The following is a 22,084-nucleotide window of genomic DNA, read 5'->3' on the forward strand; positions in this document are numbered from 1 at the left end:
TCAGCTCAGAATTTAAGAGGTGGTAATGAAACCCCTATCACACCTGCAGATCGACTTTATGGGGCGGCGCAACATTGCGTTCGTGGCCTCAGCCGTCATGCTTATTGTTTCGATTGGCGCCATTTTGTTTCAGCAGCTCAATCTAGGGCTCGACTTTACTGGCGGAACCTTGGTTGAGGTGCGTTATAGCGCAGCACCTTCGCTGGATGCGATCCGTCAACTTCTTGAAAGCAGCGGCTTTCAGGATGTGTCGGTGCAGACTTTTGGCGCTTCAACCGAAGTATTGATCCGTTTGCAGCAAGCTTTTGATCCTGAGGTAGGCAACGAAGTGGTGAGCCTGCTTCGCGCTGAGGGCGAAAGCGTTGATCTTGTACGCGCGGAGTTTGTCGGCGCTCAGGTCGGTGAGCAGTTGCGCGACCAGAGCGGGCTAGGCATGCTGGTCGCCCTTGGCATTGTGATGCTCTACGTGGCCTTTCGCTTCCAATACAAATTTGCCATCGGTGCGCTATTTGCTCTGCTGCATGACGTTATTATCGTGGTGGGTATCTTCGCGCTATTCCAGCTCGACTTTAACCTCACGGTTCTTGCAGCCATTCTGGCGGTCATTGGTTATTCGCTAAACGATACGATTGTGGTGTATGACCGGATTCGTGAAACGATCCGCACGTCACGCATTGATGATATGCCGCAAATTTTTAACGAAGCGATCAACGCCACGCTCTCGCGTACCCTGGCAACGTCTGGCACCACCATTCTCGTACTGCTAGCCCTGCTGTTACTGGGCGGCGATATGATTAATAACTTTGCCATTGCTTTGTTAATCGGCGTGCTGGTGGGTACTTTCTCCTCAATCTATATTTCCGGCGCGCTGCTGCTGCCACTTAAGCTTTCTCGGGAAGATCTAATTCCAACCAAAAAAGAGCTTGATGAAGAGGAAGAAGAGCTGCCTTAATAAAGTACGTTTGGCACACAACAAAAAGCCCTGCTGGTGATGCCAGCAGGGCTTTTTTAAGCACTCATTTTAGGTGCTCATTAAGTATTCGACTTGACCTAAAAGTGCGGCGCCAGCTGTTTGATCAGCGCTTTATAAAGGCGCGGGCCAGCAGCCATCAGCTGACTCTCGGGACTTACGGTCGGTTTGCCATCTGGTGTGCCCATTAACGCACCCGCTTCTTTAAGCAGCAGTGACCCCACCTGCATATCCTGCTCTTCAAGGCCCAAGACAAAAACGCTGTCTACGCGGCCAGTCGCCAATTCACAGATATCAAGCAAACCACTGCCGGTGGCCAGCAAGGTTTCAACCTGGGGGGCAAGCTGCTGAGCAATGGTTAAGTAAGCAGGCAAGTGGCTAGGACGTAGCCAAGCTTCGGGTAGACTCATCGCCATCCGCGTACCGGCGATCGCCGTTGGCTTGCTAACGCGCATACGCTTGTCGTTATACTGCGCGCCACGGCCACGGCTGGCGATATACTCGTCATCACCAAACGGCGAGAGAATCACCGCGTGCTCGGGGCGGCCTTTCACAAGACACACCACTGAGAGTGCAAAGCCCTTGCCAGCTACCGCTAAATTTGTGTAGCCATGCATAGGTTCAATCTTCCAGACAGTATCCGCGCCCTCCCCTTCACCGGCTTTATACGGCGTATAGCGGCCGGTAACACCGTGGTGGGGGTAGCCACGCTCCAACTGCTGAACGATGGTCGCTTCTGCCTTACGCGCAGTGTCTTCTAGCAACCGGTCGAGATTAAATTCTTCATGAGCATTTTCAATCCGCTCACGGACGCGTAAAAAGTGTTCAACAGCGCCACGCGCAGCGCGCAGCGTAAATTGGACCATCGGATTCATGATCGGGCCTTGTCACAGTGATGTTAAAGAACAGTGGGTAGTCGCAGGGCTACCTTTGGCGCGCAATTCTAGCAGAGCCCCCTCGGGCATGCCATCGACTCATGCTAAACTGCGCGGTTTCCGCATTTGATTACCGAGCCTATTATGCTTGAGCGCATTCGTATTGTTCTTATCGGCACCAGCCATCCCGGCAATATTGGCGGCGTAGCACGCGCTATGCACAACATGGGCTTGGCCGACCTTGTCTTGGTAGCTCCTCGCTGCGAGGTGATCACCCAGGACAGCATCTCCCGGGCCTCTGGCGCTGACCACCTGCTTCATCAAGCGGTGATTCACGCCACTCTTGAGGATGCTGTTGCTGACTGCACCTTGGCCGTAGGCGCCAGCGCGCGCTCGCGCACCCTCCCCTGGCCAATGATTTCACCCCGCGAGCTGGCCGAGCGCCTACCGAGCGAATGCCACCAGGAAGGCGCCCACGTCGCGCTGGTATTTGGCCGTGAAGACAGCGGCTTAACCAACGCCGAGCTACAGCGCTGTCATGCCCATGTGCATATCCCCACCAACGCTGATTTCAGTTCGCTCAACTTAGCAGCAGCCGTTCAGGTATTAGCCTACGAATGCCGCATGGCGTGGTTAAGCCAAGCGACACCAGAGCCAGTCAGCGATAATGAGGACGAGCTGGCGACTCACGCAGAACTGGAGCGTTACTTCGAGCATTTAGAGCGCACCCTCATTGCGATTGAGTTTCACGACCCGGCTCAGCCGCGCCAGTTAATGGCAAGATTGCGCCGCTTATACTTACGCGCCCGTCCAGAAAAAATGGAAATGAATATTTTGCGCGGCATTCTATCAGCCACCGAAAAAGCAGCAGATCGGCAGCAGCCATAGTGATAGCCGCTGAACTAACCAGAATGACCTAAACTTGAAGTCGTGGCTTCGCGCCCCAACATCGCCTTCCTGCTAACGTTATTCCATTACGCTTTTTTATTGCTGTTAACTTATGACGGTTAACCCACTGATGCGACGCTGCCGCCCTTAACGCCCAAGGATCACCCATGTTTCAACGCCTGCGTGAAGACATTAATAGCGTATTCGACCGCGATCCTGCGGCCCGTAATTTTTTGGAAGTGTTAACCAACTATCCTGGCCTGCATGCGCTGCTGCTGCACCGCTGCGGCCACTGGCTATGGAACAAAAACCTCAAGTGGCTAGCCCGCACAATCTCGACGTTTTCCCGCTGGCTTACGGGTATAGAAATTCACCCAGGCGCTACCATTGGCCGGCGCTTTTTTATCGACCACGGCATGGGCGTGGTGATTGGTGAAACAGCGTTAGTAGGCGATAACGTAACGCTTTACCAAGGGGTCACTTTAGGCGGCACCAGCTGGAATAAGGGCAAGCGCCACCCAACCCTGGAAGATGGCGTGATTGTCGGCGCGGGTGCCAAAATTCTTGGCCCGTTCACCGTCGGTGCGGGGGCTAAAATTGGCTCAAACGCTGTGGTAACAAAAGAAGTACCTCCGGGTGCAACCGTGGTAGGTATTCCTGGCAAAATTGTTAAGCGTGCTGACCCGGATGTAGAGGAAGCACTGGATGTGGACCCTGCTCGCCGAGAAGCTATTTGCCAAAAGTTTGGCTTCGATGCTTACGGCGTTAGTCAGGACATGCCCGACCCCGTTGCCCGCTCCATGCAGGCGATGCTGGACCACATGCATGCCGTGGATGAGCGCATTGAGCGCATGTGCTCCACACTGCGCAAATTGGATGCAAGCTACCGGGATGGCCAGCTACCTGAACTGCGGGATGAAGATTTTGCCGACATTCTCGACGAAAACGATACCGGCTGCCCAGGGCTAGGCAGACATCAGCGCAATCAGCCCAACGACACAGCCCCCCATTCATCTTCTGATACGTCGACCACGCGCAATAGTTGACCAAAGCACTCAGGATTTCCATAATGGCTGTACATTTGCCGTGAGCACGCTGATGGCTCAGCGTCGAGGTTCCTGTCATGCGCTTGACCACAAAAGGCCGTTACGCTGTCACTGCCATGCTTGATTTGGCACTTAATGTGCAGCACGGGCCCACTAGCCTGAGCGATATTTCGCAACGCCAAGAGATTTCCCTCTCTTATTTGGAGCAGCTATTTGCCCGCTTACGACGTGCAGGGCTGGTTACCAGCGTACGCGGGCCTGGCGGCGGATATTTACTGGCCATGCCCGCTGAAGAGATCAGCGTCTCGCAAGTTATCGACGCCGTGAACGAAACCGTTGATGCCACACGTTGTCAAGGACTATCCGACTGCCAACAGGGCGATACCTGCTTAACCCACTTTCTGTGGTGTGAGCTTTCTGGGCAAATTCGCAGCTTTTTTGACGACATTACCCTTGCCCAGTTGATGCAGCGCCCCGATGTAATACGTATTGCTTCCCGGCAACAACATCGCGTAGATGCTGGCATTCTTGCCTCATCCCCCTGAAGGCCCAACCTGCACGCTGGAACCCATGACCACGACTACCTCACCTTCGCTGCCGATTTACTTAGACTACGCCGCCACGACGCCGGTTGATGCTCGGGTGGCCGAGGTCATGCAGCGCTACCTGACGGTTGATCAGCTGTTTGCCAACCCCGCCTCGCGTAGTCATATGCTCGGCTGGCAGGCTGAACAAGTCGTTGAGCAGGCACGGCGCCAAGTGGCAGATACTATTGGCGCTGACCCGCGTGAAATTGTCTGGACCAGTGGCGCCACCGAAGCCGACAACTTAGCGCTGATTGGTTTTATGCGTGCTAACCGTGAACGCGGCATGCACTTGGTAACCTCCCTCATCGAGCATAAAGCGATTGTCGATACGGCTAAGGCGCTTGAAAACGAAGGGTTTGAGGTCACTTGGCTAACACCAGGGCGCGACGGCTGCATAACGCCCGAGCAGCTTCGCAGCGCGATGCGTGATGACACCGCACTGGTGTCGCTGATGGCGGTCAATAACGAACTGGGCAGCATTAACGATACTGCCGCACTGTCCGCGGTTGCCCACGAATTTGGTGCCGCGTTTCATACTGACGCAGCTCAAGCGGTGGGTAGGGTTCCCCTTGATGTGGTGGCGCAGAGCATCGATTTGATGTCGCTTTCTGGCCACAAAGCCTATGGCCCCAAGGGGGTCGGCGCGCTCTACGTTAAACGCCACCCAGATATTCGTGTTGAAGCGTTGATCCATGGCGGCGGGCACGAGCGGGGCATGCGCTCGGGCACCCTTCCGACCCACCAAATCGCCGGAATGGGGGAAGCCTTTGCGCTCATACAGCGCGAGCATCAAGCCGACCAAGCACACGTCGCACAACTTCGCGAGCGGTTTTTAACCGGCTTGGAAGGCATTGACGGCATTGTCGCCAACTCCCCGCTGAAGCACGCGGTGCCCAATATTTTGAACCTTGCGTTTAAAGGGGTTGATGGTGAAGCCCTTCTGATGGCGCTACGCGATGTCGCCGTATCCACCGGCTCAGCCTGCAACTCTGCAAGCGTTGACCCCTCGTATGTGCTGCTAGGTATTGGCACACCCCGCTCACTTGCCCTTTCATCGCTGCGGTTTAGTTTTGGCCGCTTTACCCACAGCGCAGATATTGACCATGCGTTAAGCCTTATTCGTCATGCGGTGAGCGGACTACGCGCCACAGCGCGTTAAATAGCCAATGCTCTCTCCTGGCTCTCTACTTAAGACTTCTTCAAGGAGGACGCCCAAATGGCAACTCTCAACATTACCCCCGCAGCCGCCCAGCAGATTCGTCACGTACTAGACGAACGCGGCCAAGGGCTCGGCCTGCGTGTATCTGTTAAACCCAGCGGCTGTTCCGGCTATAGCTACGTGCTCGACTTTGCCGATGAGACCACCGCCGACGAAGTGCGCTTTGAGGAGCATGGCGCCAGCGTCTATGTTGCACCTGATGCGCTAGAAATGCTGGATGGCAGCGAAGTGGATTATGTGAGCGAAGGGCTTAACCGCTTTTTCCGCTTCAATAATCCTAACGTTAAAGATCAGTGCGGTTGTGGCGAAAGCTTTACTGTTTAAGCTCTCCGGGCAATATCACCGGTATTCATCCCCTCCGGGAAACGCTATAATCGCGGCCACTCGGTACCCAGTGATACCTTTGCACGCGTACCGAATCACTTTTCCTGCGCCGCCTCGGCTTTCCGGGGCGGCAATTTTGCTTATCTCAATTAAGGAGAACTCTGCATGGCTACTGAACGCACTCTTTCGATTATCAAGCCCGATGCCGTCGCTAAAAACGCGATTGGTGACATCATTGCTCGCTTTGAAAAAGCTGGCCTGAACGTCGTTGCCGCTAAAATGACCCACCTTTCTGAAGAGAAAGCGGGCGGTTTCTACGCCGAGCACAAAGAGCGTCCTTTCTTTAAAGACCTAGTAGGTTTCATGACCTCTGGCCCGGTCGTTGTTCAAGTGCTGGAAGGCGAAGGCGCTATCGCTAAAAACCGTGAACTGATGGGCGCTACCAACCCGAAAGAAGCGGCTCCTGGCACTATCCGCGCTGACTTTGCGGAAACTATCGACGCTAACGCTGTCCACGGTTCTGATTCTGCGGAAAGTGCTGAGCGTGAAATTAGCTACTTCTTCGGTAACGACGAAATCTGCCCGCGCTAAGCACTTCGCGCCGCCGTTTCAACACCCGTTGCCGGCCATTTTTGCGGGGGCCTCGCCCCCGCCTCTTTATGAACGCTGACCGCCATGACCACCACCGTAGCTCAACATACGCCTGCCCCCCACTCCACAACTGAACGTGCGCCTACCGCTAATCCCGCGATAGAGCGCCAGAACCTGCTCGGCATGTCCCGCGAGCAGATGGAAGCCTTCTTTTTGTCCATTGGCGAAAAGAAGTTCCGCGCCGCCCAGGTGATGAAGTGGATACACCAGGAAGGCAGCGATGACTTCGCAGCGATGACTAACTTATCAAAGCCGCTACGGGAAAAATTAGCGAAGGTGGCTGAGATTCGTGGCCCGTCGGTTGTCTACGAAGGCACCTCAAGCGATGGCACGCGCAAGTGGGTGCTAGAGGTGGAAGATGGCAGCTACGTTGAAACAGTGCTGATCCCCGCTGAAAACGGTAAGCGGCGCACACTGTGTGTCTCTTCCCAGGTGGGCTGCTCGCTGGACTGCAGCTTCTGCTCCACCGGCAAGCAAGGCTTCCAGCGCAACCTGACCGCGGCTGAGATTATTGGCCAGGTATGGGTTGCCCAGCGCAGCGTCGGGCCACGCCGCGACACTGCCAATCGTCCAGTTACTAACGTCGTCATGATGGGCATGGGTGAACCACTGCTCAACTTTGACAATGTGGTACCCGCAATGAAGCTAATGCTGGACGATAACGGCTATGGGCTTTCCAAACGCCGGGTAACGCTATCAACCTCCGGCGTTGTACCGATGATCGATAAGCTGGGTGATGAGATGGACGTCAGCCTGGCTATTTCGCTGCATGCGTCCACCGATGAACTGCGTAACGAACTCGTACCGATTAATCGCAAGTACAACATTCGTGCACTTCTGGATGCCTGCCACCGGTACCTATCGAAATGTCCTGACAACCGCCAGGTCACAATCGAATATACGCTGATCCGTGACATTAACGACCAGCAGGAGCATGCCGAGCAGCTTGCTGCACTGCTGAAAGAGCTGCCCTGCAAAATCAATCTCATACCGTTTAATCCGTTCCCTAATTCCGGCTACGAAACACCGTCGCGCAACCAAGTCATGCGCTTTCAGCAGTGGCTCTATGATCAAGGTTACAACGCCACTGTTCGCGTTACGCGAGGTGAAGACATTGATGCGGCTTGCGGCCAGCTCGTCGGACGCGTCAAAGATCGCACCAAGCGCAGCGCACGCTACATTCAATCCGTGCAGTTAGATGCGGACTAGACGCTGGTGACCTTGACTTCCATTGAACACAGCGCTTTGATGGATTCGTTTTGTTGGCGGCAGGGGCTTGACCGCCAACAGTACCGTTTTAAGATTTACGGCATTTAAAGACACGTCATTTAGAATCAACCGTTTTCAGCGGCATTTAGTAAAGGCAACCATCAAGAGGGTGTACATGACCGGTCTTTGCAGGCGCTTCCCATCTAGGGCATCTATGCTGTGTGTGCTTATCAGCAGCATGCTGCTAACCGGTTGCGCTACGCCAAGCAACGCCCCGGTCGAAGGCGGCCAAAATGCAGCTGAAGCCTATACCCAGCTAGGGGTCGCTTACTTAGAGCGCGATAACCTTCCCCGCGCGTTGAGCGCTCTTGATCGTGCGCTGGAAATTAATCCTCGTCACGCTGAGGCACTTCAGGCCCTTGCGCTGGTCTATCAGCAGCAAGGAGAGAACGAACTTGCTAATCGCTACTTTGAGCAAGCCGTTAATGCAGCACCCTCGTTTACCCGAGCGCGCAACAACTACGCCGCATTTCTCTATCAACGGGCACAGTTTGCAGCGGCTTGTGAACAGTTAGAAATTGCATCGCAAGATGCCCAGTACGCCAACCGAGCCCAGTTATTTACTAACTTAGGGCAGTGCTATGTGGCGCTGGAAGAATTTGATAGCGCCCGCGAAGGCTTTCAGCGGGCGCAAAGTATCGACCCACGCAACCCGCGTGGGTATTTCATGTTAGCCGAACTTGAAGTTTCTCAGGGTAATTATGAGCAAGCCTGGGCGCCACTGCAGAGCTATTTGCAGCTAGCCGGACCAGACCCAGCAGCACTGGAAATGGCGATTGACCTCGCCCATGCCCGAGGCGACCACGCCGCGGCTGCCGATTACCAGCGCATGTTGAATACCAATTAACTGATGCCCTGATCACCTATTTATTGAAGGATGCTCAGCCATGAGCGACACACAGTTACACGATAGCGTTACCGCTGACACCAGCTCCCCTGGTGAGCTTCTATTACGCCAACGCGAAGCGCTTGGCGTTCCCCTAATTGATGCTGCACGCGCCCTCAACCTGCGCCCTGCTGTGGTGGAAGGGCTGGAACAAGACAACTACGCTGAGATTCCGGTCACCGCCTATCGACGAGGCTACCTACGCGCTTATGCCCGGTATTTAGGCATGGACGACCGCTTAGTGCTCGATGCTTATCAAGTGCAAAATGGCAGCATCGATACGGAACGCAAAGTTGCTCCCGTTTCCGTTAGCCGCCCCCCTTCCAAAGTGGGCGCCTGGCTATTTAAGCTTGTCACGTTGCTAGTAATCGTTGGTTTAATTGCCGTTACCGTAATGTGGTGGCAAAGCCGTGGGGGCAGTGAGCCACCCAGCATGGGCGCTTCCCCATCGGTAGAGGAAGAAGAAGCGCTTAATGCTACCGCTGAGCGCGAGCCAACCCCAACCAGTGAGCCGGCAGTAGCCTCAGCACCGCAACTAACGGAAGAAGAGGCTGAGACATCACCCGCGCCCATGGCAGAGGTGACGGATGAAGCCACACAAGCAGCCGCCATGGTGGTTGCGGGTAGTAGCACACCCGCGAGCGATGCCAGCGAAGAGGAGCCTACAGCAGAAGCCGCTCCCCCTGCCGCCGCGCCCAACACCCTGGAGCTGACATTTAACGAACAGTCTTGGACTGAGATTTTTGATGCCAGCAACCAGCGGGTGTTTGTCGGCCTCCAGACGCCCGGCACTACCGCCAGTGTAGAAGGGGAGCCTCCATTTCGGTTAACGATCGGCAACGCAACGGGCGTAGAGCTACGCTACCAAGGCGAAGCCATCGACCTTCCTCAACGCGCCGGTGCCAATAATGTTGCCCGCTTCACCTTAGGAGAGTGACACGTCTTATGCACGCCCCTTCTCCCATTAAACGTCGATTTTCTCGCCAAATTCATGTTGGCAAGGTACCCGTTGGTGGCGATGCACCTATCGCTGTCCAAAGCATGACCAATACCAACACGCTTGATGTCGCAGCCACCGTGGCGCAAATTCAACAGTTGGAAAAAGCCGGTGCCGATATTGTGCGCGTTTCCGTGCCTGATATGGACGCTGCTGAAACCTTTGGCCAGATCAAAAAGCTCGTCGATGTACCGTTAGTGGCCGATATACATTTCGACTACAAAATCGCCTTGCGCGTTGCCGAACTGGGTGTTGACTGCCTGCGCATCAACCCCGGCAATATCGGCCGGGAAGATCGGGTACGCGCAGTCGTCAGTGCAGCCCGTGATAACGGCATTCCAATCCGCATTGGTGTTAACGCAGGCTCTTTAGAAAAAGACCTGCAGAAAAAGTACGGTGAGCCTACCCCCGCCGCGCTGGTAGAATCAGCCATGCGTCATATTGACCACCTCGACCGCCTGGACTTTGCTGACTTTAAAGTCAGCGTTAAAGCCTCAGATGTGTTTATGGCTGTGGCGGCCTACCGTGACTTAGCTACGCGTATCGAGCAGCCGCTACACCTGGGCATTACCGAAGCGGGTGGTTTGCGCGCAGGCACCGTCAAGTCGTCTATCGGGCTCGGCATGCTGCTGATGGACGGTATTGGCGACACCATTCGTGTTTCCCTGGCGGCAGATCCGGTTGAAGAAATAAAAGTCGGTTTTGATATGCTCAAAAGCCTGAGGCTGCGCTCTAAAGGCATCAACTTTATCGCCTGCCCCAGCTGCTCACGGCAAAACTTCGACGTTATCAGCACCATGAATCAGCTCGAAGAGCGCTTAGAAGACGTGATGACGCCCTTGGATGTCTCCGTTATCGGCTGTGTCGTGAATGGCCCCGGCGAAGCCAAAGAGACCGATATTGGCTTAACCGGCGGCTCTCCTGCCAACCTCGTTTATATCGATGGCAAACCCGCCAGCAAGCTGCGTAACGACCACCTTGTCGATGACCTTGAAAAGCTGATCCGCGAAAAAGTACGTCAAAAACAGCAGCAGCAAGACGATATGATCGCTCGCAGCGTTTAACGCCGAGCCAGACTGCCCAGCCCGGAGCGCACTGTTCAGTTAACTTGTGCGTCCCGGGCTGCCTCCCATACAAGGAGTTTTCATTGAGTAAGTCCACCGCCAAAAAGATTCAAGCGATTCGTGGAATGAACGACCTATTGCCCAGCGACAGTCCTCGCTGGCAATTTTTTGAAACCACCGTTCGTCAGTTAATGCATCGCTATGGCTTTGATGAAATTCGCACGCCCATTGTCGAGCAAACCGCGCTCTTCGCCCGCTCTATTGGCGAAGTGACCGATATTGTCGAAAAAGAGATGTACACCTTCGACGACCGCAATGGCGATAGCCTGACGCTTCGCCCTGAAGGCACCGCAAGCTGTGTGCGTGCTGCCATGGAAAATGGCCTGCTCTACAACCAAACCCAGCGGCTTTGGTATCAGGGGCCGATGTTTCGCCATGAGCGTCCGCAAAAGGGCCGCTATCGCCAGTTCCACCAAGTAGGTGTCGAAACCTATGGCTTTGAAGGACCCGACATAGATGCGGAAGTGATCCTACTCTCAGCCCGCCTATGGCGTGAGCTGGGCCTTTTGGAACACGTAACGCTAGAACTGAACTCGTTGGGCTCCACAGAAGCCCGCGCCGCCTACCGCGAGAAACTGGTGGCCTATTTCGAGCAGCACCACGACGTGCTGGATGAAGACTCTAAGCGCCGCCTGACCAGCAACCCATTGCGTATTCTTGATTCGAAGAACCCGGCAATGGCCGAGATGCTTAATGCTGCCCCGCAGCTGATGGACCATCTTGACAACGAATCCAAGGAGCATTTCGAGCAGCTGAAAGCGATGCTGGATGCCGCCAATATTGCTTACGTGGTCAACCCTCGCCTTGTGCGCGGCCTAGACTACTACTGCCGCACGGTGTTTGAGTGGACAACTACCGCACTGGGCAGCCAAGGCACCGTTTGCGCAGGCGGGCGTTATGATGGTTTGGTAGAGCAGCTAGGCGGCAAACCTACCCCAGCGGTGGGCTTTGCCATGGGCATCGAGCGCCTTGTGCTACTGCTGGAAACGCTCAATTTAGTGCCTGACGCTGCGTTAGGCGGCTGCGATGTCTATCTTTTACCCATGGACGACAACGCCACGGTGGCCGCACTTACCCTAGCAGAACAGCTGCGCAGCGAGCTTCCGGCCCTCAGGTTGCAGCTACACTGCGGGGGTGGCAGTTTTAAGAGCCGAATGAAAAAAGCCGACAAAAGCAGCGCCCCCATTGCCGTTCTACTGGGCGAAGATGAGATGGCGGCAAATGTCGTTACGCTTAAGTTTCTGCGCGAAGCACGCGAGCAGCAACGCGTGGCCCGCGACGAGCTTGCGGCTACGCTTGGCGAACTAGTTTCCCATTAACCCTACTGCTGTGACGCAATGCCGAAACAGCAGATGAATACTTGCTAGCCGCCTATGCGGCTATGCCATAGCACAGGAGGCCGCCCGTGGCGGAGCTGAGAAGCGAAGAAGAGCAGCTTGATGTCATCAAGCGCTGGTGGAAAGAGAACGGAACCTCTCTTATTGCAGGCGCCGTTCTCGCAGCAGCGGGGGTGTTTGGTTGGAACGCCTGGCAAAACTACCAGGAAGGACAGGCCGAAGCCGCCTCTGCGCGTTACCAACAGCTTGTGAACATGACGGCTGGTAACGCTTTAGAAGAGGATCAACTGGCCACCGCCCGCGCGTTAATCAGCGAGATTAACGACGATCATGGCAATACGCTTTATGCCGAGCTTGCGCTACTGCTGGACGCTCGCCTTGCCGTACAGCAAGACAACCTGGCAGACGCCAAGGCCGCTCTAGAGAACGTCGCCGACAGGTCGTCGCGCCGCTATGTACAAAGCCTTGCCTGGCTGCGCTTAGCGCGTATCGAAGTCGCTGAAGGCAACCCTGAAGCTGCGCTTAGCCTGCTTGATGAGCCAATCACAGAGTCGCTCGCCGCCCAGCAAGCCAATATACGGGGCGACGCCTATGCGGCGTTAGGTGATACAGAGCAAGCGCGTGACGCTTGGCAAACTGCGTTAGAGCTGGCCCAAGCCCGTAACCAAGCGCTCTACGGCGTACAGTTTAAGCTTGACGATCTCGGCGCCGAGGAGGCGACACAATAATGACGATCAGCCTGACAAAACCGCTTTTTTCCAAGCAGCTACTGCGCGTGGCGCTAGGCGCTGTTGCCTTAGCATTACTAGCGGGATGTGCCAACAAAGGCGAACCCGCCTATACGCCTAAAGAGTTACGCAGTTTTGAAGAGACCTCATCGCTGGACAGCGTGTGGCGTAGAAACGTAGGCGATGGTCTAGGCCGCGCACGCTACCCCATCGCCCCCACCCGTGAAGGCGATACGGTATTTGCTGCTGACGCTACAGGCCTGGTGATGGCGCTTAATGCGGACAGCGGTGAGCGTGAGTGGCAGACCCAGCTGGACACGCCTATCTCAAGCGCTTTGAATGCCGTGGCAGGCAACCTCTACCTAGGCACCCGCAACGGTGAAGTGTTCGCGCTTAACCAGCGTGATGGCAGCGTTCGCTGGCGTTCACGGGTCGCCAGCGAAGTTCTGGCCGCCCCCCAGGCTAACCAGCAATTACTGTTAGTACAAAGCATTGATGGTCAAGTAACCGCGCTAGACCGTGCTAGCGGTGAAGAGCGCTGGGTGTATACCAGTTCGCAGCCAGCGTTGACGCTGCGCGGCACCGGCACACCCATGACCATCGACCCGGTTACCTTTGTTGGCATGGCCAATGGCCGATTAACCACACTGGATAACCGTAATGGTCAGCCACTGTGGGACATGCAAATTGCCACACCACGGGGGCGCAGTGAAGTTGAGCGCTTGGTCGACCTATCCGGCCAGCCAGTGCTGAGCCCGGACGGCCGCTTATTTGTGACCAGCTATAATGGCCGCGTTGTTGCTCTGGAAGCTACCCAAGGGGGTGTGCTGTGGGAAAGCAATCTGTCTAGCCGTCACACGCCCATCCTGGTAGGCAACCTGCTGTTTGTGGTCACCGACAACAGCCACGTGGTGGCTCTGGATGCTAACAGTGGCCAAGAAATTTGGCGCAACAACAGCCTGGAAGACCGCTGGCTAACGGCGCCCGCCTTCGCGGATGGACGCCTGGTATTTGGCGATTTTGAAGGTTACCTGCATCTACTTGATGCGCGTGAAGGCGATATCGTCGGCCGCACCCGCGTGCACCGTTCAGGTATTAGCGTACGCCCGGTGACTGAAGGCAACATCATTCATGTTCAGGCGAATAATGGTCGCCTGGAAACCCTGGAAATAACTCCATGACACCCGTCATTGCTTTAGTCGGTCGACCCAACGTGGGTAAATCGACGCTGTTTAACCGCCTGACGCGTTCGCGTGATGCGCTCGTGGCCGATTTTCCTGGCCTCACTCGTGACCGCAAATATGGCAATGGCATGTTGGGCGGCAAGTCATACACCGTCATTGATACTGGCGGCATTAGCGGTGATGAAGAAGGCATCGATGCCGCAATGGCGGAGCAGTCGTTAGCTGCTATTGATGAAGCCGATATCGTGCTGTTTTTGGTTGATGCCCGGGCAGGGCTAAACGTCGCTGACGAGGCCATTGCCAATCACCTGCGTGTAAACCAGAAAAAAACCTGGCTGGTAGTGAATAAAACCGATGGCTTGGAAGAGCACTCGGCCATGGCTGACTTTTGGAAGCTTGGCCTGGGTGACCCCTGGCCCATCGCTGCCGCCCACGGGCGTAACGTATCGCTGCTAATCGATACCGTACTAGAGCCGTTCCCTGAGCGCGACGCCAGCATCCCTGCCGATACGGGCAGTAAAGGGATTCGTATTGGTGTGATTGGCCGCCCGAACGTGGGTAAATCCACGCTAGTCAACCGCCTGCTTGGCGAAGAGCGCGTGGTGGTGTTCGATGAAGCCGGCACCACCCGGGATGCCATCGAAATACCCTTCGAGCGTAATGGCAAACCTTACGTATTAATTGATACTGCCGGTATTCGGCGTCGTAAGAACGTGCGCGAAATCGCCGAAAAGTTCTCGATCATCAAAACCCTCGACGCGATCAAAGAGTGCCATGTTGCAGTGATGGTACTCGATGCACGCAGCGGTTTGGTTGAACAAGACATGCACCTGCTGGATTACGTGCTAACCACTGGCCGAGCGCTAGTGCTAGCCATAAACAAGTGGGATGGCCTTGAGAGCGACGCCAAAGAGAAGATGCGCGCGGAAATTAAACGCCGTTTAGGCTTTGCCGACTATGCCGAGATACACTTTATCTCGGCTCTGCACGGTACGGCGGTGGGTGATCTATACCCTTCGATTGAACGCGCCTTTAACGCCGCTAACGCACACTGGTCAACCAACCGGCTGACCACATTGCTGCAAGATGCGGTAAGCCAGCACCCACCGCCGATGGTCAACGGGCGGCGGATCAAACTACGGATGGCCCACCAGGGCGGCAGCAACCCGCCTATCATTGTGGTACACGGCAACCAGACCGCGTCGCTGCCTGAGGCTTACCGCCGCTACCTGACCAACACCTTTCGTAAAGTGTTAAAGGTACGCGGCACACCTATGCGCTTTGAATTCCGTACGGGCGACAATCCGTTCGACCATATGGCGGGCGCCAGCGATAAAGAGAAGGCTAAAAAGCGCGAGCTTAACCGCACCAAAGAAGCGCGTAAAAGCCGCCGCTAGGCCTTAATGCCGGCGACATCATCTAGGCTGATATAAACAACGCCTGCTGAATTCTTCAGCGGGCGTTTTTAGTTATAAGTTAGCGCTCGTAAATTAGCTTGACAGACGTTCGCGCTAGCCCTCAAATAGCCGCGCTTTTCAGCACTGCCTCACCCTGAATTCTTAGCCCTTCCTAGGAGGGAGTTTTATGATAACGGCCGTTAGCCGCTGGCGCGGATTTGCGATGTTAACCATGGCAAGCCTTTTAACTGGCTGCCTGGCGCTACCCCAAACGGGTTTGTTTGCTTTTCGCTTAGCCGTTACCTCACTGGGCATTGAAGAGGTGCGTATTGGCCCCTATAACATTCAGGCTGGACTCGATACCAGCGATTTGACCAGCTTGATAGCCTCTAGCCTAGGCACGGGCAGTTTGCCCGTTCAGGCCACGCTGGCGATGGGTTTAGGCCTACCCGCGGGCATGCCTGCGGTTGAGATGTCGGGCTTTCGCTGGACGCTGGATATGCCGGGAGTCGACCCCGTCAAGGGACAATACCAGCAGGATGTCACGCTGACCCCCGGCGACGATGCTAAATTACGCCTGCCTGTTGCCTTCGACATTCTCGCAACCGACCCGCAGCGTATGACGCCAATGCTAGAGCTGGTTAGCCAACTAGCATCTCAGGGGGAGTTACCGGCCGGCAGCGAGCTAGCCATTACACCAGGGGATCTGCGCGGCTTAGGCATGACGCTGCCATCAGGCCTCTTCACACCTACCATTCGCCTAAACGTTGGGGCCGATGGTCAGCTCGTTCCCCAACGCTAATGGCTTAGGGCGGTTTAAGAGAACGATTTAAAAAGGGCAAGCTAAGAGGCGCTGGTATTATCAGGCTATCTCTTTTCTTGCAGCCGCTTGCGGCCTACCCAGTGGGCCGCAAATTGCCAGGCGGTTCGACCGCTACGCCCTCCTCTCAATGTCGCGAAACGAACGGCCTCTGCTTTTGTCGTATCGTTCCAATCCTGGGGTTTGCCAAGGTGGCTAACCCAGTGCTCACACACCTCAAGGTACGTCGCTTGGCTGAAGGGGTGAAACCCAAGCCATAGCCCAAACCGGTCTGAGAGCGAAATTTTCTCTTCCACCGCATCGCCATGATGCAGCTCCTCGCCAACCAAGCGGCTGCCGCTATTGTCATCCATCGATTCCGGCAGCAAATGGCGACGGTTGGAAGTTGCATAGAGTAAGACGTTCTCGGGCGGCCCAGTTAAGGCACCGTCCACCACGCTTTTGAGCGCTTTATAAGCGTCATCGTTGCCCTCAAAAGAGAGGTCATCGCAATACACCACAAAGCGCTGTGGCATATGGCGCAACTGCTCTACCAGCAGAGGAAGGCTGCAAAGGTCGTGACGATCCACTTGGATCAACCGCAGCCCCTCCTCAGCCAGCGAATTAAGCAGCGCGCGTATAATGGATGACTTCCCGCTTCCCCTAGAACCCCATAGCAGCGCGTGATTAGCGGGGTGTCCTTGTAGAAACGCCCGCGTGTTATCAATGAGGGCCAATTTTTGCCGCTCAATACCCAGCAGGTCGTCCAATGTCAGCGCATCGCGTGGTGGTACCGGCACCAGCCACCCACCCAAGGGGTGGCGCTGCCAAATCGCCGCCACATGAATGTTCCAATCCACCGGCGTGGGTGCAGGCGGCAGCCAGTGGTCGACATGATCTAACAGGCGCGTAATGCGCTGGCTCAATTCAGCATCCATCGTTGTCCTCGGAGTGCGTTATGATAGAAAGGTTTGATTTACCACCGACAGTAGTTATCTTGTCGGCAAGGATCTCTACTCGTATAAGGAAACCGTCTATGCGTTGGCTTCGTCCATTGGCTATTACTGCGCTGTGTGCCTCTATAGCGGCGTGCGCCACCTCCCCAACCGGCCGATCACAGCTGTTACTGCTTTCAAATGATCAGTTGAACCAAATGGGTCAACAAGCCTTTGCTCAGTATCAACAAGATGTGCCTACCGCTGATCAGGCAAGTCACCGCTATGTTCAGTGTATAACCAATGCGATTGTTGACGTACTCCCCGCTGAACAGCGTGACCTCGATTGGCAAATCCGTGTCTTCGAGTCTGAGCAGCCGAACGCGTTTGCGCTACCCGGCGGCTATATGGGGGTCAACACGGGCATGTTAAATATAGCCACCAATCAGCATCAGCTTGCCTCTGTGGTAGGCCACGAGATAGGCCACGTTATCGCTAACCACGCCAACGAGCGCGCCTCTACCCAAAGCGCGACGTCACTGGGCTTATCGGTCATTTCCAGCACATCAGGCATGCAGACCCCCGGGGGCCAGCAATTAATGGGCGTGCTAGGCATGGGGGCAGAGTATGGCATTGCGCTCCCCTTCTCACGCCGCCATGAAAGTGAAGCCGACATTATCGGCCTACAGCTGATGGCCCAGGCCGGTTTCGACCCTCGGGAAAGCGTCACGCTATGGGAGAATATGCAGGCGGCCTCCAGCGGTGGCGCACCGCCCGCCTGGATGTCTACCCACCCAAGCCAAGGCCAGCGAATCCAAGGGCTTCAAGCGAATATGGATCAAGCGCTGGCAAATTATGAACAGGCACGCAACAGCGGCCGCACGCCCAACTGCCCGCGTCCCTGAGCGGCCTACGCTAGAGGTTTGAATGATTCGAATTGGTTTACTACTGCTTGTCCTGCCCATTTTGGTCCTGATGGCCGTCTATTTTTGGGAACTGGGCGATGTACGCGCCTGCCAGCTTGACGGCGGCTACTGGGATTACCTGGAAAGCACCTGCCGTGAGACGCCGCAGCCTTTTGTTTCCTGGCTTGAGCGCTCGCCGCTACTGGTCAACGGCGGCATGCTAGTGTCTGTGTTGGGGCTGGTTATGTGCATGGTAGGGTTTTACACCAAACGCCGTTAATCGCGGATAATAACGCCAGCAACAGTAACGGGGGCAGCTAACCAAGCTGCCCCCGTTACTTATCATGCACTGCCATTTGTCGATCAACGCCTTCATCAACAGCAGCACTAATCGATAGAAGCACTAATCGCTAAAATTTAGCGATTGCCTAAGCTGCGAGCGCACTGGCGCGGTGTCCGGGCGTACATTACGCCACAGAAAAAACGATTCAGCAGCTTGCTCTACCAGCATACCTAGCCCATCCAGCAGCTTGGCGCCACGGGGTCCCGCCCACTGTAAAAAGACCGTTGGCTCGCTGCCGTACATCATGTCGTAAGCCCAGGCCTGCTGGGTAAAAAGCAGGTCAGGCAGCGGCGGTAAGTCTCCGGTAAGACTGGCGCTGGTGCCATTAATAACCAGATCAAACTGCCCCTCTATGGTGTCAAACCCACCGCCTTTCACCGGGCCCAGGTCAGCAAAGTCCTGCGCCAACTGGCTGGCTTTCTCTGCGGTGCGATTCACCACCACCAGCTCGCGGGGCTTTTCAGCCAGCAGCGGTTCCAGCACGCTACGTAGGGCACCACCCGCGCCAATGACCAGCACGCGCTTATCTTGAATGGGCACGCCGTGGTAAGCCAGGTCACGAACAAGCCCTATGCCGTCGGTGGTGTCGCCATAGGTACGGCCATTGCCCCCCGCGATCAGGGTATTGACCGCCTGAGCACGTTTGGCACGGTGGCTAAGGGTGTCACATAGTGCAAAAGCCTCACCCTTGAAGGGCACGGTCACATTCGCCCCGCGCCCGCCTTGCTCCACAAACGCCTGCCATGCCGCAGCAAACCCGTCCAACGGTGCAAGCTCAGTGGTATAGGTCATGGGCTGCTGGGTTTGGCGACCAAACTCCCCGTGAATCAGCGATGATTTAGAGTGTTTGATAGGGTTACCAAAGACGCAATAACGGTCAGCCATAGAGCCTCCTTATGTCTCGCCCTGCTGGGCGGCTTCAGCAAGCCAATCCCTGGGCACTAGGTATTCATTAAGCTTCGCCTCTGGGCTACCCGCTTCGGGCGTAAAGGCGTACTCCCAACGCGCTAATGGCGGCATCGACATTAATATCGACTCAGTGCGACCGCCGCTTTGCAGGCCAAACAGCGTGCCTCTGTCCCAGACCAGATTGAACTCCACGTAACGACCGCGACGGTAAAGCTGGAAGTCCCGCTCTCGTTCTCCCCAGGCATCTTCTCTGCGCCGCTCAACGATGGGTAGGTAAGCCTCTAAGAAACTATCGCCAACGGCTCGCTGAAAGGCAAAACAGTCCTCAAAGCTGCCTTCATTTAAATCATCAAAAAACAGCCCGCCTACGCCCCGGGTTTCATCACGATGCTTGAGGTAAAAGTACTCATCGCACCACGCTTTGTAGCGAGGATAAATCTCTTCACCAAAGGGCGCGCAGGCGGTTTTTGCCACGTGATGCCAGTGCACGGCGTCTTCAAACACAGGGTAGTAAGGGGTCAGGTCAAACCCGCCGCCAAACCACCAAACGGGGGGTTCGCCTGCCTTTTCAGCAATAAAAAAGCGCACGTTGCCGTGACTCGTAGGCACATGGGGATTTTCAGGATGCAGCACCCAGGAAACACCTACCGCGTGAAAGCTGCGCCCAGCAAGTTCAGGCCGCACCGCCGTGGCAGAGGGCGGGAGCTTTGCACCAAACACATGGGAGAAGTTCACACCGCCTTTTTCAAACACAGCGCCATGCTCAATCACCCGAGAGCGCCCGCCGCCGCCCTCCTCACGCTCCCAGCTATCCTCCTTGAAACTGGCACGACCATCGGCGGCGGCAAGGCCGGCACATAGCCGTTCCTGCAGGTCTAACAGGTAGTGTTTAACGTCGTCTAGGTGCTCGTGTGCCACATTAACTCCCAGGGTAAATAGGTTGAGTGAGCCGCTGCGTTTACTGGCGAAGCACCTTGCCAGTGACTAAATCACGAATGGTGCTTGGGCGAGCGTTGCCACCTAATGCACCGGGTGCGATAGCAGCGACGTCATCACCAAATATCGAGGCGACTTCTTCAGCGCTCATGGCAGGCGGGTCTCCCGCGCGGTTAGCGGAGGTGGAGACCAGCGGCCCGCCAAACGCTTCGCATAATGCTTTCATCAGAGGATGGTCGGTTACCCGCAGCGCCACGCACTGATGAGCGCCACGCACAAGCCCATGGCTGCGGCCATTATCCGGCACCAGCCATGTATTGGGCCCTGGCCAACTAGCGGCTAAGGGGGCATGAAGGGCAAGCGGCAGCTGATTTAACCAGGGCTGAAATTGATAAATACTGGCCGCCACCAGAATGACTCCTTTGGCAGGGTCACGCGCTTTCATACGCATTAAGTGCGCCAGCGCTTCATCGTTATCCGGGTCACAGCTAAGCCCCCATACGGCTTCGGTGGGGCATGCAATAACGCCTCCCGAGCGCAGCGCGCTCACTGCCGCCTTTAATTCAGCTGATTCCATAGATGCTCCTCGTGAAAAATCATGACCTGCCACTGCTCAGCCAGTGAAAATAATCAGCTAGTGGCATCCTACCATGGCCGTGCCAAACGCACCCAACCGCCTGCCTGCTGCGTAACATGGCCCTCTAGCTCTAGCATCAATAGCCGCTGCTGACACTCGCTTACCGTGACGCCAGTACTCTGAACCAGCACATCAATTGGCGTTGGCGAGGTACCTAAGACGCTCAATAGATGGTCAGCGGGCGGTACAGTGCCGCTTGTCTCAACAACGCCCGTAGCGTCGGCAACCGGTTTCAGCTCAGGCGGTAAAAAACTGCTAGCCCAGTGCTGCAGTTCTTCAAGTATATCGTCCACATGGCGTACAAGTGTGGCGCCGGTACGTAGCAGGTGCAAACAGCCGCGCGCCTGCACATTATGCAGCGACCCTGGCAAGGCAAACAGCTCGCGCCCCTGCTCAAGGGCTAAACGAGCGCTCACCAGTGAACCGCTTTTCTCGGTCGCCTCTACCACTAACGTGCCTAAACTGAGGCCGGTGACAATTCGATTACGACGGGGGAAGAATGCCGGGCGGGCAACCGTTCCCGGCGGATGCTCGGAAAGCAGCAACCCACCTGGCGCGGTGCTTAACTGCTCGTATAAATCTCGATGACGGGCGGGATAAATGACATCAACGCCGCAGCCTAATACCGCAATTGAGTGCCCACCGGTCGCCAGCGCAGCGCGCTGGGCGACTCCATCGACTCCCAGCGCCATGCCGCTAACAATGCACCAGCCACGCTGGGCAAGTTCGCGGGCAAACGCTTGGGCATTACCGCTGCCCTCTGAGGTAGGCCTTCGCGTTCCCACCATCGCAAGTTTGGGGCCCTCTAGCGCACTTAGATCGCCTTGGGCCCAAAGCACGACGGGCGGGTCGGGTAGCTGGTTAAGTAGCGTGGGCCACGCGGGGTGGTCACGGTGGAGCAGATGACGATTAGGGCCAGCCTGGAGCCAGGCTTCGGTGTCGTTTACCACAGATTGCAGCGGGCTGCGCTCTGGATGTTCAAGCCATAAGCGCAGCGCCGTGGCTGCCGCGCTGGGCAGCGCCGCCAGCCAGCCCTGGGGCCACTGTGGCCCGCGAGCCACCAGCTGAGTAATACGGTGGGCGCCCATACCGGGCAGGGCATTCACTACCAGCCACTCCTTGGCATCCATACTCAACC

The 22,084-nt window shown here is 56.1% G+C and carries 24 protein-coding genes; 18 read left to right on the plus strand and 6 right to left on the minus strand.

The window, feature by feature from the left end; all coding sequences use genetic code 11:
- Positions 1-25: 25 nt before the first annotated feature.
- The gene (locus BB497_00585) at positions 26-952 is read left to right on the plus strand and encodes a protein-export membrane protein SecF (GenBank protein ID AVI61301.1); all 927 of its coding nucleotides are present in this window, start codon (positions 26-28) and stop codon (positions 950-952) included.
- A gap of 98 nt (positions 953-1,050) precedes the next feature.
- Here the strand turns inward: BB497_00585 and BB497_00590 are convergent, their stop codons facing one another.
- A complete protein-coding gene (locus tag BB497_00590; GenBank protein ID AVI61302.1) occupies positions 1,051-1,845 on the minus strand; it encodes an inositol monophosphatase in 795 nt (264 codons plus the stop codon).
- A gap of 144 nt (positions 1,846-1,989) precedes the next feature.
- On the opposite strand from BB497_00590, the gene BB497_00595 reads away from it, so the two are divergent.
- From BB497_00595 to BB497_00665, 15 genes are all read left to right on the plus strand, one after another.
- Positions 1,990-2,733 carry an RNA methyltransferase gene (locus BB497_00595; protein AVI61303.1) on the plus strand — a complete coding sequence of 248 codons (744 nt, stop codon included), beginning with the start codon at positions 1,990-1,992 and terminating at the stop codon, positions 2,731-2,733.
- 167 nt (positions 2,734-2,900) lie between these two features.
- Positions 2,901-3,779: a serine O-acetyltransferase gene (locus BB497_00600; protein AVI61304.1), complete on the plus strand. Its 879-nt coding sequence runs from the start codon at positions 2,901-2,903 to the stop codon at positions 3,777-3,779.
- Positions 3,780-3,856: 77 nt separating this feature from the next.
- Entirely contained in the window at positions 3,857-4,324 is a 468-nt protein-coding gene (locus tag BB497_00605) for a Fe-S cluster assembly transcriptional regulator IscR (GenBank protein AVI61305.1), read from the plus strand.
- A gap of 25 nt (positions 4,325-4,349) precedes the next feature.
- A complete protein-coding gene (locus BB497_00610; GenBank protein AVI61306.1) occupies positions 4,350-5,525 on the plus strand; it encodes a cysteine desulfurase IscS in 1,176 nt (391 codons plus the stop codon).
- 57 nt (positions 5,526-5,582) lie between these two features.
- Positions 5,583-5,909 (plus strand): iron-sulfur cluster assembly protein IscA, encoded by a 327-nt coding sequence (gene iscA / locus BB497_00615; GenBank protein AVI61307.1) that lies wholly within the window; start codon positions 5,583-5,585, stop codon positions 5,907-5,909.
- A 165-nt stretch (positions 5,910-6,074) separates the two neighbouring features.
- Entirely contained in the window at positions 6,075-6,500 is a 426-nt protein-coding gene (locus BB497_00620; GenBank protein AVI61308.1) for a nucleoside-diphosphate kinase, read from the plus strand.
- A gap of 84 nt (positions 6,501-6,584) precedes the next feature.
- Positions 6,585-7,769 (plus strand): 23S rRNA (adenine(2503)-C(2))-methyltransferase, encoded by a 1,185-nt coding sequence (locus BB497_00625; GenBank protein ID AVI61309.1) that lies wholly within the window; start codon positions 6,585-6,587, stop codon positions 7,767-7,769.
- A gap of 175 nt (positions 7,770-7,944) precedes the next feature.
- On the plus strand, positions 7,945-8,676 hold the full coding sequence (locus BB497_00630) for a type IV pilus biogenesis/stability protein PilW (protein ID AVI61310.1): 732 nt from the start codon (positions 7,945-7,947) through the stop codon (positions 8,674-8,676).
- 40 nt (positions 8,677-8,716) lie between these two features.
- Positions 8,717-9,652 carry a cytoskeleton protein rodZ gene (locus BB497_00635; GenBank protein AVI61311.1) on the plus strand — a complete coding sequence of 312 codons (936 nt, stop codon included), beginning with the start codon at positions 8,717-8,719 and terminating at the stop codon, positions 9,650-9,652.
- 8 nt (positions 9,653-9,660) lie between these two features.
- Complete coding sequence (locus BB497_00640) at positions 9,661-10,776, plus strand: 4-hydroxy-3-methylbut-2-en-1-yl diphosphate synthase (protein ID AVI61312.1); 1,116 nt, start codon at positions 9,661-9,663, stop codon at positions 10,774-10,776.
- 83 nt (positions 10,777-10,859) lie between these two features.
- Positions 10,860-12,155: a histidine--tRNA ligase gene (locus BB497_00645; protein AVI61313.1), complete on the plus strand. Its 1,296-nt coding sequence runs from the start codon at positions 10,860-10,862 to the stop codon at positions 12,153-12,155.
- An 86-nt stretch (positions 12,156-12,241) separates the two neighbouring features.
- The gene (locus BB497_00650) at positions 12,242-12,901 is read left to right on the plus strand and encodes a hypothetical protein (GenBank protein AVI61314.1); all 660 of its coding nucleotides are present in this window, start codon (positions 12,242-12,244) and stop codon (positions 12,899-12,901) included.
- Positions 12,901-14,082 (plus strand): outer membrane protein assembly factor BamB, encoded by a 1,182-nt coding sequence (locus BB497_00655; protein AVI61315.1) that lies wholly within the window; start codon positions 12,901-12,903, stop codon positions 14,080-14,082. The genes BB497_00650 and BB497_00655 overlap by 1 nt, the downstream gene beginning before the upstream one ends.
- Positions 14,079-15,482, plus strand: coding sequence for a ribosome biogenesis GTPase Der (locus BB497_00660; protein ID AVI61316.1), 1,404 nt, complete (start codon positions 14,079-14,081; stop codon positions 15,480-15,482). Before BB497_00655 ends, BB497_00660 begins: the two co-directional genes overlap by 4 nt.
- Positions 15,483-15,669: 187 nt before the next feature.
- Complete coding sequence (locus BB497_00665; GenBank protein ID AVI61317.1) at positions 15,670-16,284, plus strand: hypothetical protein; 615 nt, start codon at positions 15,670-15,672, stop codon at positions 16,282-16,284.
- Between the two features lie 65 nt (positions 16,285-16,349).
- On the opposite strand, the gene BB497_00670 is transcribed toward BB497_00665, so the two are convergent.
- A complete protein-coding gene (locus BB497_00670) occupies positions 16,350-17,219 on the minus strand; it encodes an AAA family ATPase (GenBank protein AVI61318.1) in 870 nt (289 codons plus the stop codon).
- A 98-nt stretch (positions 17,220-17,317) separates the two neighbouring features.
- Between BB497_00670 and BB497_00675 the strand changes: the two genes are divergently transcribed.
- The gene (locus BB497_00675) at positions 17,318-18,121 is read left to right on the plus strand and encodes a peptidase (GenBank protein AVI61319.1); all 804 of its coding nucleotides are present in this window, start codon (positions 17,318-17,320) and stop codon (positions 18,119-18,121) included.
- 22 nt (positions 18,122-18,143) lie between these two features.
- The gene (locus BB497_00680) at positions 18,144-18,401 is read left to right on the plus strand and encodes a hypothetical protein (protein AVI61320.1); all 258 of its coding nucleotides are present in this window, start codon (positions 18,144-18,146) and stop codon (positions 18,399-18,401) included.
- A 123-nt stretch (positions 18,402-18,524) separates the two neighbouring features.
- Here BB497_00680 and BB497_00685 read toward each other — a convergent pair whose 3' ends face one another.
- The 4 genes from BB497_00685 to BB497_00700 form a co-directional block, all read right to left on the minus strand.
- Positions 18,525-19,349, minus strand: coding sequence for a shikimate dehydrogenase (locus tag BB497_00685; protein AVI61321.1), 825 nt, complete (start codon positions 19,347-19,349; stop codon positions 18,525-18,527).
- A gap of 9 nt (positions 19,350-19,358) precedes the next feature.
- Entirely contained in the window at positions 19,359-20,291 is a 933-nt protein-coding gene (locus tag BB497_00690) for a coproporphyrinogen III oxidase (GenBank protein ID AVI61322.1), read from the minus strand.
- Positions 20,292-20,331: 40 nt separating this feature from the next.
- Entirely contained in the window at positions 20,332-20,886 is a 555-nt protein-coding gene (locus BB497_00695; GenBank protein AVI61323.1) for a tRNA threonylcarbamoyladenosine biosynthesis protein RimN, read from the minus strand.
- A gap of 68 nt (positions 20,887-20,954) precedes the next feature.
- Positions 20,955-22,076, minus strand: a complete 1,122-nt coding sequence (locus BB497_00700; protein AVI61324.1) for a DNA protecting protein DprA — start codon at positions 22,074-22,076, stop codon at positions 20,955-20,957.
- Positions 22,077-22,084: the final 8 nt, after the last annotated feature.

Origin of the sequence: Halomonas sp. GFAJ-1 (genome assembly GCA_002966495.1) — a bacterium.
In the GTDB taxonomy this organism is placed as follows: domain Bacteria; phylum Pseudomonadota; class Gammaproteobacteria; order Pseudomonadales; family Halomonadaceae; genus Vreelandella.

Coding starts and splice junctions, on each gene's coding strand:
- BB497_00660 (AVI61316.1), top strand. CDS start 14,079: ATGACACCCGTCATTGCTTTAGTCGGTCGACCCAACGTGGGTAAATCG.
- BB497_00670 (AVI61318.1), bottom strand. CDS start 17,219: ATGGATGCTGAATTGAGCCAGCGCATTACGCGCCTGTTAGATCATGTC.
- BB497_00665 (AVI61317.1), top strand. CDS start 15,670: ATGATAACGGCCGTTAGCCGCTGGCGCGGATTTGCGATGTTAACCATG.
- BB497_00605 (AVI61305.1), top strand. CDS start 3,857: ATGCGCTTGACCACAAAAGGCCGTTACGCTGTCACTGCCATGCTTGAT.
- BB497_00585 (AVI61301.1), top strand. CDS start 26: ATGAAACCCCTATCACACCTGCAGATCGACTTTATGGGGCGGCGCAAC.
- BB497_00595 (AVI61303.1), top strand. CDS start 1,990: ATGCTTGAGCGCATTCGTATTGTTCTTATCGGCACCAGCCATCCCGGC.
- BB497_00680 (AVI61320.1), top strand. CDS start 18,144: ATGATTCGAATTGGTTTACTACTGCTTGTCCTGCCCATTTTGGTCCTG.
- BB497_00640 (AVI61312.1), top strand. CDS start 9,661: ATGCACGCCCCTTCTCCCATTAAACGTCGATTTTCTCGCCAAATTCAT.
- BB497_00675 (AVI61319.1), top strand. CDS start 17,318: ATGCGTTGGCTTCGTCCATTGGCTATTACTGCGCTGTGTGCCTCTATA.
- BB497_00625 (AVI61309.1), top strand. CDS start 6,585: ATGACCACCACCGTAGCTCAACATACGCCTGCCCCCCACTCCACAACT.
- BB497_00700 (AVI61324.1), bottom strand. CDS start 22,076: ATGGATGCCAAGGAGTGGCTGGTAGTGAATGCCCTGCCCGGTATGGGC.
- BB497_00695 (AVI61323.1), bottom strand. CDS start 20,886: ATGGAATCAGCTGAATTAAAGGCGGCAGTGAGCGCGCTGCGCTCGGGA.
- iscA (AVI61307.1), top strand. CDS start 5,583: ATGGCAACTCTCAACATTACCCCCGCAGCCGCCCAGCAGATTCGTCAC.
- BB497_00610 (AVI61306.1), top strand. CDS start 4,350: ATGACCACGACTACCTCACCTTCGCTGCCGATTTACTTAGACTACGCC.
- BB497_00655 (AVI61315.1), top strand. CDS start 12,901: ATGACGATCAGCCTGACAAAACCGCTTTTTTCCAAGCAGCTACTGCGC.
- BB497_00590 (AVI61302.1), bottom strand. CDS start 1,845: ATGAATCCGATGGTCCAATTTACGCTGCGCGCTGCGCGTGGCGCTGTT.
- BB497_00630 (AVI61310.1), top strand. CDS start 7,945: ATGACCGGTCTTTGCAGGCGCTTCCCATCTAGGGCATCTATGCTGTGT.
- BB497_00600 (AVI61304.1), top strand. CDS start 2,901: ATGTTTCAACGCCTGCGTGAAGACATTAATAGCGTATTCGACCGCGAT.
- BB497_00620 (AVI61308.1), top strand. CDS start 6,075: ATGGCTACTGAACGCACTCTTTCGATTATCAAGCCCGATGCCGTCGCT.
- BB497_00685 (AVI61321.1), bottom strand. CDS start 19,349: ATGGCTGACCGTTATTGCGTCTTTGGTAACCCTATCAAACACTCTAAA.
- BB497_00635 (AVI61311.1), top strand. CDS start 8,717: ATGAGCGACACACAGTTACACGATAGCGTTACCGCTGACACCAGCTCC.